This is a genomic window from Actinomycetospora endophytica, from assembly GCF_021026375.1.
Classification (GTDB): domain Bacteria; phylum Actinomycetota; class Actinomycetes; order Mycobacteriales; family Pseudonocardiaceae; genus Actinomycetospora; species Actinomycetospora endophytica.
Map to the genome: position 1 here is coordinate 328,533 of NZ_JAJNDB010000007.1, position 11,366 is coordinate 339,898.

The following is an 11,366-nucleotide window of genomic DNA, read 5'->3' on the forward strand; positions in this document are numbered from 1 at the left end:
GCGCGCAGGCGTAGGACACGAGGTCGCGGGCACGCCGCCGACCTCGAGAATGAGGAGATCAGTGGCAGGCAAGGCCCGGGTGCACGAGCTCGCGAAGGAGCTCGGCGTCACCAGCAAGCAGGTACTCACGCAGTTGGAATCCCTCGGCGAGTTCGTCAAGTCGGCGTCCTCGACCGTGGAGGCCCCCGTCGCGCGCAAGCTGCGCGACTCCATGAACGGCGGCGGCAACGGCGCAGGCGCCGCCCGCAAGCCGCGTCCCGGCGCCCGCCCCGGCGGCTCCGGTTCCGGCGCCGGCAACGGCGGTGCCCCGGCGTCCGGCGGTTCCGCCCCGGCGCCCGGCCCGCGTCCCGCCGGCCCCAAGCCCGGTCCCGCGGCTCCGGCCGCGCCCGCGGCTCCGGAGGCCCCCGCCGCGTCGGCGTCCCCGGCGGACGCCCCCGCGGCCCCGCGCCCCGACGACGCCCCGCGTCCCGGTGGGGACGGTCCCTCCGCGCCGACCCCCGGTGAGGGCCAGTCGGGCGACGCCGGTCGTCCGGGCCCGCGCCCGGGCGGCACGGAGCGTTCGGACCGCCAGCAGTCCCGCGGGATCCCGAAGCCGGGCTCTCAGCGTCCGGGCGGCGAGCGCGGCGGCGACCAGCGCCAGGGCGGCGACCAGCGCCAGGGCGGCGGCCGTCCCGGCCAGGGCCGTCCGGGCCAGGGCGGCCAGGACCAGCGTCCGGCCGCCGCGGCGGCCGACGGCAGCACCGTCGCGCCGCGTCCCGCGGCCCCCAAGCCGGGCCCGAAGACGCCCCGCGTCGGCAACAACCCCTTCGGCGTCGGCTCCGGCGCCCCGCCGCGTCCGCAGGGCCAGCGCCCGGCCGGTGGCGGCGGTGCCGGCGGCGGCGAGCGTCCGCCCCGTCCGCCGCGTGACGGCGAGGCCCCCCCGCCGCGTCCGCCCCGTGACGGCGAGCAGCGTCCGGCCGCGAACGACCGGCCGCCGCGTCCCGGCGGCACGGGCGGCGGCGGCGCGTCCCCGGGCAACATGCCCCCGCGCCCGAACCCCGGCATGATGCCGGCCCGCCCGGCCGGTCCCCCCGGTCGCGGTGGTCCTGGTGGCCGTCCCGGCGGCGGTGGTGGCCCCGGTGGCCGTCCCGGTGGCGGTGGCCGTCCCGGTGGCGGCGGCGGTGGCTTCCGTCCCGGTGGGGGCGGCGGACCCGGCGGCGGTGGCGGCGGCGCGCCCGCGGGCGGTTTCCGCGGACGTCCCGGCGGCGGCGGTGGCCGCGGTCGTGGCGGCGGTGCCGCGGGTGCCTTCGGGCGTCCGGGTGGTCCCGCGCGTCGTGGTCGCAAGTCGAAGCGGCAGAAGCGTCAGGAATTCGACAACATGCAGGCGCCGTCGGTCGGCGGTGTCCGCCTGCCGAAGGGCAAGGGCGAGACCGTCCGGCTGCCCCGCGGCGCGTCCCTGACCGACTTCGCCGAGAAGATCGACGCGAACCCGGCCTCGCTGGTCCAGGTGCTCTTCCACCTGGGCGAGATGGTCACGGCCACCCAGTCGGTGTCCGACGACGTGCTCGAGCTGCTCGGCGGCGAGATGAACTACGACGTGCAGGTCGTGTCCCCCGAGGAGGAGGACCGCGAGCTGCTGGAGTCGTTCTCGCTGACCTACGGCTCGGACGACGGCGACGACGAGGACCTCGAGGCCCGGCCTCCGGTCGTCACGATCATGGGTCACGTCGACCACGGCAAGACGCGTCTCCTGGACACCATCCGGAAGACGAAGGTCGCCGAGGGCGAGGCCGGTGGCATCACGCAGCACATCGGCGCGTACCAGGTCGAGACCGAGCTCGAGGGTGCCGAGCGGGCCATCACCTTCATCGACACCCCGGGTCACGAGGCGTTCACCGCCATGCGTGCCCGTGGTGCGAAGTCCACGGACATCGCGGTGATCGTGGTGGCGGCCGACGACGGCGTCATGCCGCAGACGGTCGAGGCGATCAACCACGCCCAGGCGGCCGACGTGCCGATCGTGGTCGCGGTGAACAAGATCGACAAGGAGGGGGCGAACCCCTCCAAGATCCGTCAGCAGCTCACCGAGTACAACCTCGTCGCCGAGGAGTTCGGTGGCGACACGATGTTCGTCGACATCTCGGCACGCGAGAACATCAACATCGAGGGGCTGCTCGAGGCCGTCCTGCTCACCGCGGACGCCTCCCTGGACCTGCGGGCCAACCCCGACATGGAGGCCCAGGGCGTCGCGATCGAGGCTCACCTCGACCGCGGCCGCGGCCCCGTGGCGACGGTCCTGGTCCAGCGCGGCACGCTGCGCGTCGGCGACTCGGTGGTCGCCGGCGACGCCTCGGGCCGTGTCCGGCGGATGCTCGACGAGTTCGGCGAGGACGTGAAGGAGGCGCTGCCCTCCCGTCCGGTGCAGGTTATCGGCTTCACGTCGGTGCCCGGCGCGGGAGACACGTTCCTCGTCGTCGACGAGGACCGCGTGGCCCGTCAGATCGCCGACCGGCGGCGCGCCCGTGAGCGCAACGCCGAGCTCGCCAGCCGCCGCAAGCGCATCTCGCTCGAGGACCTCGACGCCGCGCTGAAGGAGACCAACGAGCTCAACCTGATCATCAAGGGTGACAACTCGGGTACCGTCGAGGCGCTCGAGGACGCACTCACGAAGATCGACGTCGGCGAGGAGGTGCAGCTGCGCGTGCTGCACCGGGGCGTCGGTGCGATCACCGAGGGCGACATCAACCTCGCGATCGCGTCCAACGTCATCGTCATGGGCTTCAACGTCCGCGCGGAGGGCAAGGCCACCGAGCTGGCCAACCGCGAGGGCATCGACATCCGCTACTACTCGGTCATCTACCAGGCGATCGACGAGATCGAGGCGGCCCTCAAGGGCATGCTCAAGCCGATCTACGAGGAGGTCGAGCTCGGCACCGCGGAGGTGCGCGAGGTCTTCCGGTCCTCCAAGTTCGGCACGATCGCCGGTTGCCTGGTCACCGAGGGGATCATCCGGCGCAACGCCAAGGCCCGGCTTGTCCGCGACGGTGCGGTGGTCGCGGAGAGCCTGTCCATCGCCTCGCTGCGACGGTTCAAGGACGACGCGACCGAGGTCCGCGACGGCTACGAGTGCGGTCTGACGCTCGGGTCGTTCAACGACCTCAAGGTCGACGACAAGATCATGACCTACGAGATGCGGGAGAAGCCGCGCGAGTGACGGTCCTGATCGGGGTTCGGGGGCGCTGACGTGTACGTCGGCGCCCTCGAGCTCGACCTGCTCCTCGGCGACGTCGGGAGCATCAAGGAGAAGCGCTCCGTGGTGCGCCCGGTCGTCGCCGAGATCAAGCGGAAGTACGCGGTCTCGGTCGCCGAGGCCGGACACCTCGACCTCCACCGTCGCGCCCTCATCGGCGTGGCGGTGGTGGCCGCGGACCCCGGGCACGTCACCGACGTGCTCGATCACTGCGAACGCCTGGTCAGCTCCCATCCCGAGTTCCAGGTGCTCTCCGCGCGGACCCGCTGGCTGGGCCCGCACGACGACTGACGACCCTCGCCGGCCAACGCCGGTGGGCAGGAGGAAGGCCTCCCCGATGGCCGACGCACCGCGGGCCCGACGGCTCGCCAAGCGGATCATCCAGATCGTCGCCTCGACCCTGGAGCACGAGGTGAAGGACCCGCGTCTGGCGATGGTCACCATCACCGACGCCCGGCTCACCGCGGACCTGCGGGAGGCGACGGTCTACTACACCGTCTACGGCGACGACAACGCCCGGCAGGCGAGCGCCATGGCGCTGGACAGCGCGAAGGGCGTCGTGCGCTCCGCCGTGGGCCGCCAGACCGGCGTCCGCCACACGCCCTCCCTCGACTTCGTCCCGGACGCGGTGCCCGAGGGCGCCGCGCGCATGGAGGAGCTCCTCGCGGGGGCCCGGGAGGCGGACGCCGAGGTCGCCTCGCACGCCGCGGGCGCGTCCTACGCCGGCGAGGCCGACCCCTACCGCAAGCCGCGGGAGGACGAGGACGATCTCGACGCCGACGACCTCGACGACGAGCTCTCCGACGACGGGCTCTCGGACGACGCCGCGCTCGGCGGCCCGTCGCGGTGAACCCCCGGGCGGTCGGGATCGACGAGGCCGTCGCGATGCTCGCGGCGGCCGACGACGTCGTCCTGCTCGCCCACGTCAACCCGGACGCCGACGCCCTCGGCAGCGCGCTCGCCCTCGGTCTCGCGCTGCACCGGCGCGGCGCCCGGGTGCACGTGTCGTTCGGGGCCCCGGAGCAGCCCGCCGAGTCGCTGCGCGATCTCGACGTCGCCGACCTCGTCGTCCCCGCGGCCGAGGTCCCCGCCGCGCCCGAGCTGCTCGTCGTCCTCGACACCGGCAGCGTCGACCGGCTCGGCTCCCTGGCCTCGCGGGTCGACGGCGCGGGCACCACGCTCGTCATCGATCACCACGTGTCCAACGGCGGGTTCGGCACCGCGTACTACGTCGAGCCGACCGCCGAGGCCACCGCGGTGATCGTCCTGGGCCTGCTCGACGCGCTCGGCGCCCCGGTGGACCTGCCGATCGCCCGGTGCCTCTACGCCGGCCTGGTCACCGACACCCGCAACTTCCGGGCGGCATCGCCGAAGACCCACGACATGGCCGCCCGCCTGCTGGTGGCCGGGGTCGACGCCGAGGCGGTCACGCGGCCGCTGCTCGACACCCACCCGTTCTCGTGGCTCGCGATGCTCTCGGCGGTCCTGTCCACCGCGACGCTGGAGCCCGACGAGGCCCGCGGGCTCGGCTTCGTCTGGGCGTGCGCGACGACCGAGCACATCCACGGCGGCCGGCAGGAGGAGGTCGAGAGCATCATCGACGTGCTGCGCACGACCGCCGAGGCCGAGGTCGCGATGGTGCTCAAGCAGGTCGGCCCGCTGCGCTGGACGGCGTCGCTGCGCTCCAAGGGCCGGCTCGACGTGGCCGCGGCGGCGATGGCGATGGGCGGCGGCGGGCACCGCTCGGCCTCCGGGTTCACCGTCGAGGCCACCACCACCGACGGCTCGGACGTGGTCGCCGACGTCCGCCGGGCCCTGGCGGCGGCCCCGCTGCTGTGAGCTCCGCGGACCCGACCTCCGGGCCCGAGGTCCTCGACGCCGGCCCGGTCCGGGTCCTGTCGCTGTCGGCCGCCGCGCTCGTCGTGCTCGTGGCCGAGCCGCTCTACCTGCTGGTGGACACCGCCGTCGTCGGGCGGCTCGGGGCGCTGCCGCTCGGCGCGCTCGCGGTGGGCGCCGTGGTGCTCGCCCAGGTGTCGTCGCTGGGCACCTTCCTCGCCTACGGCACGACGGCGCGCGCGGCCCGCGCGTTCGGTGCGGGGCGGCGGGACCGCGCGATCGCCGAGGGGGTTGCCGCGACGTGGCTCGCGCTGCTGGCCGGCCTCGCCGTCGTCGTCGTGGGGCAGCTGATCGCGCGTCCCGTCGCCGAGGTGCTCGGCGACGGCGGGGCGCTGGCCGACCAGGCCGTGTCGTGGATGCGGGTCGCGCTGTGCGGCGCGCCCGGGATCCTCGTCGCGATGGCCGGCAACGGCTGGATGCGGGGCGTGCAGTCGACCCGGGCACCGGTCGTCGTCGTGCTGGCGGGGAACGGGGCGTCGGCGGTGGCGTGTCCGTTCCTGGTGCACGGGGCCGGTTCCTGGTCCGGCCTGGGACTGGTCGGCTCCGCGATCGCCAACGTCGGCGCGCAGACCGTGGTGCTGCTGCTGTTCGGGGCGGCGCTGGTCCGCGAGGCGACGGCACTGCGGGTCCCGCTGCGCCCGGTGCCCGCCGATCTGCGGGCCCAGCTCGGGCTGGGGCGCGACCTCCTGCTGCGCAGCCTGGCCTTCCAGGCCTGCTTCCTGTCCGCGACCGCGGTCACCGCCCGCTTCGGGGCGGCCTCGGTCGCCGCGCACCAGGTCGTGCTGCAGCTGTGGACGTTCATGTCGACCGTGCTCGACTCGCTCGCGATCGCCGCCCAGCAGCTCGTGGGGGCCGCGCTGGGAGCGTCGTCGCGGTCCTCGGCGCGGACGGTCACCGGCCGCGTGACCCGCTACGGGCTCGTCCTGGGTGTCCTCGCGGGTGTGGTGTTCGCCGCACTCGCCGGGGTGCTGCCCCGTGTGTTCAGCCCCGACCCGACGGTGCTCGCGACGATCCCGCAGGCATGGTGGTTCTTCGTCGCGCTGCAGCCGGTGGCCGGGTACGTGTTCGCCCTGGACGGGGTGCTCCTCGGCGCCGCAGATGCGGCTTTCCTGCGCCGACTGACCCTCGGCTCGGCGGTCGTGGGCTTCCTGCCGATGATCTGGCTCTCGCTGGCGTTCGGGTGGGGGCTCGCGGGCGTGTGGGCCGGATTGTCGCTGTTCATGCTGGGTCGCGCGCTCGGGGTCGGCGTGCGGGCGCGCGGTGATCGGTGGATGGTGCCCGGGGGCATCTGAACGTCGGGTGCCGACCCGGTGCAGGATGCCGGTGAACGATCGCTTTCGGACCAGGAGGTCTCGCAGACCATGACCGCTCCCAGTTCCCGCGTCGCCGTCGTCACGGGTGCCGCCCGCGGACTCGGTGCCGCGACCGCGCAGCGCCTCGCCGCCGACGGGCACGCCGTCGCCGTGATCGACCTCGAGGAGAGCGCGGCCAAGGGCACCGCGGACGCGATCACCCAGGCCGGTGGCAGCGCCATCGCGATCGGCGCCGACGTCTCCGACTCCGCCGCGGTCGACGCGGCGATCGAGCGCGTCGTCGCCGAGCTGGGCGGGCCGACGGTGCTGGTCAACAACGCCGGCATCACCCGCGACAACCTGCTGTTCAAGATGACCGAGACCGACTGGGACGCCGTGATGGGCGTGCACCTGCGCGGCTCGTTCCTGATGACCCGGGCCTGCCAGAAGCACATGGTCGCCGCCGGCTGGGGCCGGATCGTGAACCTGTCGTCGACCTCGGCGCTGGGCAACCGCGGCCAGGTGAACTACTCGGCGGCCAAGGCGGGTCTGCAGGGCTTCACCAAGACCCTGGCGATCGAGCTGGGCCGCTTCGGGATCACCGCGAACTGCGTCGCCCCCGGGTTCATCGCCTCCGAGATGACCAAGGCGACCGCCGAGCGGCTCGGCGTGCCGTGGGACGAGTTCGTCGCCGGGCGCGCCAAGGAGATCCCGGTGCAGCGCGCCGGGGCGCCCGAGGACATCGCGAACATGGTCGCGTTCTTCGCCGGCGAGGGGGCCGGGTTCGTCTCCGGCCAGGTCATCTACGTCGCGGGCGGCCCCAAGACCTGAGCCGTCCCGCCCGGGGCCACGCTGTCGGGGGTCCGTGCTCTGATCCGACCCGTGAGCGGGACGTGGGACGGCGGCGAGGGTGGCTGGGACGCTCCGGCCCTGGCGTGGCTGCGCGGGGTGCGGGAGCGGTGGAGTGCGGTCGGGGTCCTCGGGGTGCTGGAGGACGCCGTCGCGCAGGTGTGGGAGCGCAACGTCGCGAGGCACGATCCCGAGGTCGCCGGTGACACCCCGGTGACGCTCGGGATCACCTCCTCGGAGAACCTGCGCACGGTGCTGCTGCGCACCGCGCCGGAGTGGGAGCCGCGGGGTGTCCTCGTCGGTGCCCCGTGGAACTCCCTGGCGGTCGCGCACGACGGGGTGGTCCTGCACCTGATGAAGGCGCCGGACGGGTCGGGCAGCCGTCCGGACTTCGGGACGCTGCGCTGGGTCGGCGAGGTCCGCGGCGCCGCGGCCACCGCCAACGGCCTCGTCTACGCCCCCTCCCCGGACGACCGCACGGGGCAGCTGTGGTTCGACGGCTTCGGCCTCCCACCGCGGGCGGTCCCCGACGACGGCCGCGTCGGGCTGTCCCACGTCGTGCTGGTGTGGACGGGGGACCCGGTCTCGGCGACGACGGCGGGCTGGCTCGCCGTGCCCTGGGAGCACGACACCGGGCCGACGTGGCTCGCCGCGCTGCCGGTCTGGATGCACGGCCCCGACGAGGTCCCTGCGCCGCGGCGGATCCCGGCGGTCTCGATCTCCTTCGAGGACGTGCGCGTGGGGGAGGGGCCAGGGGCGGGGCATGATGCCCGGCGATGAACCAGCGATCCCCCCGCCGACCCCGCCGCGAGCCCCCGCCGCCCGGACTGCTCGTCGTCGACAAGCCGGCCGGCTGGACCTCGCACGACGTCGTCGGCAAGGTCCGCGGGCTCGTCGGTACCCGGAAGGTCGGGCACGCGGGGACGCTCGACCCGATGGCGACCGGCGTGCTCGTCCTCGGCGTCGAGCGGGCGACGAAGCTGCTCGGCCACCTGGCCCTGGACACCAAGACCTACCTGGCCACGATCCGGCTCGGCGTCGAGACCACCACCGACGACGCCGAGGGTGAGCCGACGGCGACGGCCGACGCCCGTGCGGTCACCGATGCGGCGGTCGTGGACGGCATCGCAGCGCTGACCGGCGACATCGCGCAGGTCCCGAGCAGCGTCTCGGCGATCAAGGTCGACGGGAAGCGCGCGTACGAGCGGGCCCGCGCGGGGGAGGAGGTCGAGCTCGAGGCTCGGCCGGTGCACGTGGCGCGCTTCGACGTGCTCGAGACCCGCCGCCAGGACGCGACGGTGGACCTCGACGTCGTCGTCGACTGCTCCTCGGGCACCTACGTCCGCGCCCTCGCCCGGGATCTCGGCCGGGCGCTCGGGGTCGGGGGGCACCTCACCGCGCTGCGGCGCACCCGCGTGGGGCCGTTCACCCTCGCGCACGCCCGCGACCTGGAGACCCTCGGCGCCGAGGCCGACGGCGAGGCGGGCCGCGCGAGCCTGTCGCTCGACCTCGACGCCGCCGTCGGGACGGCGTTCCCCCGCCGCGACGTGGATGCCGGTGGCGCCGACGACCTCGCCCACGGCCGCCCGCTCCCGACCACCGGGACGGCGGGGACCACCGGCGTGTTCGGGCCGGACGGGCACGTGATCGGCCTCGTCGCCGACGACGACGGGCGGGCGCGGCCGGTGCTCGTGCTGGCTCCGGCCGGCTAGGCGCCGGGCCACCTGGTCGACGAGGGGCACATGGCGCGGGCGGGAGGCGTCGTCGGGATGCGTGACGTGCCCCTCGCCGACACCCCCGCCGACCGATCACCCCATGCGGTGGCGCTCCGGTGACGGGATCGTGTCGGGTCCCCCGGCGCGCGCGGGCACCCGCGCCGACGGCCGTACGCTGGCGGCCGACCCGCCGTCGCACCGCCCGCGGCGGTGGACCCGACCCCGTCGACCCGCCCCGGAGGCCCGAGCAGTGCAACGCTGGCGCGGTCGTGACGGCGTCCCCCCGGGCTGGGGGCGCTGCGTGGTCACCATCGGCGTGTTCGACGGCGTGCACCGCGGTCACCAGCAGCTGATCGGCCACGCCGTCGAGCGGGCCCGTGAGCTCGGGGTGCCCACCACGCTCATCACCTTCGACCCGCACCCCAGCGAGGTGCTGCGTCCCGGTTCGCACCCGGCGCAGCTCACGACGCTGACCCGGCGGGCCGAGCTGGTCGCCGAGCTCGGCGTCGACGCCTTCTGGGTGCTGCCGTTCACCACCGACTTCGCCCACGTCGCGCCGGACGAGTTCGTCCACGAGCTGCTCGTGGACCGGCTGCACGCCTCGGCCGTCGTCGTCGGGCGCAACTTCACCTACGGGTACCGGGCCGCCGGCGACGTCGACGAGCTCGTGCGGCTCGGGCAGCGCTTCGGGTTCGAGGCGATCGGGCTCGACCTCGTCGCCGACGGCGACCGCGGCCGCACCGTGACGTTCTCGTCCACCTACATCCGCAGCTCGATCGCGGCCGGCGACGTCGAGGCCGCCGCGGACGCGCTCGGTCGGCCGCACCGCGTGGAGGGGGTCGTGGTCCGCGGCGACCAGCGGGGCCGCGAGCTCGGCTACCCGACGGCGAACGTCGCCGCGACCGAGCACGCCGCGATCCCGGCCGACGGGGTGTACGCCGGGTGGTTCGTGCGGGACGGCGAACGCCTCCCGGCCGCGATCTCCGTCGGGACCAACCCCACGTTCTCCGGGCAGGTCCGCACCGTCGAGGCGTTCGTCCTGGACCACTCCGAGGACTTCTACGGCCAGCGGGTCGCCGTCGACTTCGTCGGCCGGGTCCGCGGCATGGAGCGCTTCGACTCGATCGACGAGCTCCTGGTCGCCATGGCCGGCGACGTGGCGACGACGCGCCAGCTGCTCGGGCTGTAAGGGCTGACGAGGGCCGTGCGCCTCTTCGTCGCGGTCCTCCCGGACGAGGCCGTCACCGCGGCCGTCGGCGCCGCGCTCGAGCGCGCCCTGCCCGGCACGGGGTGGCGCGCGGTGGCCCCGGAGCGCAGGCACGTGACGCTGCGCTTCCTCGCCGACGCCGCTCCCGACGTCACCGCCGCGACGCTGCGCCGGGATCTCGCCGGGGTGCTCGCGCCGACCCTGCACACGACGGGCGCCGGGGTGTTCGGGACCGCGCTCTGGCTCGGCGTGCGACCGGAGCGACCGGAGGCGTGGCGCGACCTGCTGGTCGCCGTCGGGACCGACCCCGGCGGGCACGTCGCCCATCTGACGGTTGCCCGGGGCCGGGACGGCACCGTCCCGGAGGGCCTCGCCGGGCACCGCGGACCGGCGTGGACGCCGGGCGCGGTGCTGCTCGTCGCGAGCGGGACCCCGTACCGGGTCGTCGAGGAGTTCCCGCTGGTGGGCGGGGGTGCCCGACCGCGTGACGGGGCGGGTGGCGACGAGGCTGTCGGACCCCTTGGGTAGACTGGGAACCGATCCGGCTGCGGTCCGTGGCGGCCGGACGCGCGGGGCTGGGCGCCGACCTGGCGCACCGGGTCTCCCGACGCACCGTCACACGGCACCGGTCGTGCGGCCAGAGGGCCGCGCGGACGGGCAACACCCCCGAATACCGAGGAGCACCACCGACGTGGCCCTGACCACCGATCAGAAGAAGTCGATCCTCTCCGACTACGGAGTGCACACCACCGACACGGGTTCGCCCGAGGCCCAGGTGGCACTGCTGACGCAGCGGATCATCCAGCTCACCGAGCACCTGAAGACGCACAAGCACGACCACCACTCCCGCCGCGGCCTGCTGCTGCTGGTGGGCCGCCGCCGCCGGCTGCTGAAGTACGTGGCCTCGGTGGACATCTCGCGCTACCGGTCGCTCATCGAGCGGTTGGGTCTGCGCCGCTGACCCCCCGGGCCGCCCGCGTCGCCGACGCGGGCGGCCCGATCTCGTTCCACACCCACAGCTGAATCACGACGAGCCCCGCCACCGCAGCGCCGGTGGCGACCGATCCGACCCGGTCCTCGGTAGTGGCTCCCGGACCCGGCGCCCGTACGAGGGCGATCCGTTCCCGGGCGCTTCGATCGAAGACCGGTCACGTCGGCCGTCCGCGGTGGCCCCCGAG

At 74.9% G+C, this 11,366-nt stretch carries 11 protein-coding genes; all 11 read left to right on the top strand.

Annotated features, from left to right (window positions below; genetic code table 11):
- Positions 1–61: 61 nt before the first annotated feature.
- The 11 genes from infB to rpsO all read left to right on the top strand — a co-directional run bounded on the left by infB (position 62) and on the right by rpsO (position 11,149).
- Positions 62–3,193: a translation initiation factor IF-2 gene (gene infB, locus LQ327_RS27885; protein ID WP_230739071.1), complete on the top strand. Its 3,132-nt coding sequence runs from the start codon at positions 62–64 to the stop codon at positions 3,191–3,193.
- A gap of 30 nt (positions 3,194–3,223) precedes the next feature.
- A complete protein-coding gene (locus tag LQ327_RS27890) occupies positions 3,224–3,520 on the top strand; it encodes a DUF503 domain-containing protein (protein WP_230739072.1) in 297 nt (98 codons plus the stop codon).
- Positions 3,521–3,566: 46 nt separating this feature from the next.
- Complete coding sequence (gene rbfA, locus LQ327_RS27895; protein ID WP_230739073.1) at positions 3,567–4,079, top strand: 30S ribosome-binding factor RbfA; 513 nt, start codon at positions 3,567–3,569, stop codon at positions 4,077–4,079.
- 35 nt (positions 4,080–4,114) lie between these two features.
- Positions 4,115–5,068 (top strand): DHH family phosphoesterase, encoded by a 954-nt coding sequence (locus tag LQ327_RS27900; RefSeq protein WP_230739288.1) that lies wholly within the window; start codon positions 4,115–4,117, stop codon positions 5,066–5,068.
- On the top strand, positions 5,065–6,417 hold the full coding sequence (locus LQ327_RS27905; protein WP_230739074.1) for an MATE family efflux transporter: 1,353 nt from the start codon (positions 5,065–5,067) through the stop codon (positions 6,415–6,417). The genes LQ327_RS27900 and LQ327_RS27905 overlap by 4 nt, the downstream gene beginning before the upstream one ends.
- Before the next feature lie 69 nt (positions 6,418–6,486).
- Positions 6,487–7,248, top strand: coding sequence for a 3-oxoacyl-ACP reductase FabG (fabG, locus tag LQ327_RS27910; RefSeq protein ID WP_230739075.1), 762 nt, complete (start codon positions 6,487–6,489; stop codon positions 7,246–7,248).
- A 51-nt stretch (positions 7,249–7,299) separates the two neighbouring features.
- Positions 7,300–8,046: a hypothetical protein gene (locus LQ327_RS27915; RefSeq protein WP_230739076.1), complete on the top strand. Its 747-nt coding sequence runs from the start codon at positions 7,300–7,302 to the stop codon at positions 8,044–8,046.
- Positions 8,043–8,978, top strand: a complete 936-nt coding sequence (gene truB / locus LQ327_RS27920; protein WP_230739077.1) for a tRNA pseudouridine(55) synthase TruB — start codon at positions 8,043–8,045, stop codon at positions 8,976–8,978. The genes LQ327_RS27915 and truB overlap by 4 nt, the downstream gene beginning before the upstream one ends.
- 253 nt (positions 8,979–9,231) lie before the next feature.
- On the top strand, positions 9,232–10,170 hold the full coding sequence (locus LQ327_RS27925) for a bifunctional riboflavin kinase/FAD synthetase (protein ID WP_230739078.1): 939 nt from the start codon (positions 9,232–9,234) through the stop codon (positions 10,168–10,170).
- Between the two features lie 15 nt (positions 10,171–10,185).
- Positions 10,186–10,716, top strand: coding sequence for a 2'-5' RNA ligase family protein (locus LQ327_RS27930; protein WP_230739079.1), 531 nt, complete (start codon positions 10,186–10,188; stop codon positions 10,714–10,716).
- Between the two features lie 163 nt (positions 10,717–10,879).
- Positions 10,880–11,149, top strand: a complete 270-nt coding sequence (rpsO, locus tag LQ327_RS27935; protein WP_230739080.1) for a 30S ribosomal protein S15 — start codon at positions 10,880–10,882, stop codon at positions 11,147–11,149.
- The last annotated feature ends 217 nt before the right edge of the window (positions 11,150–11,366 follow it).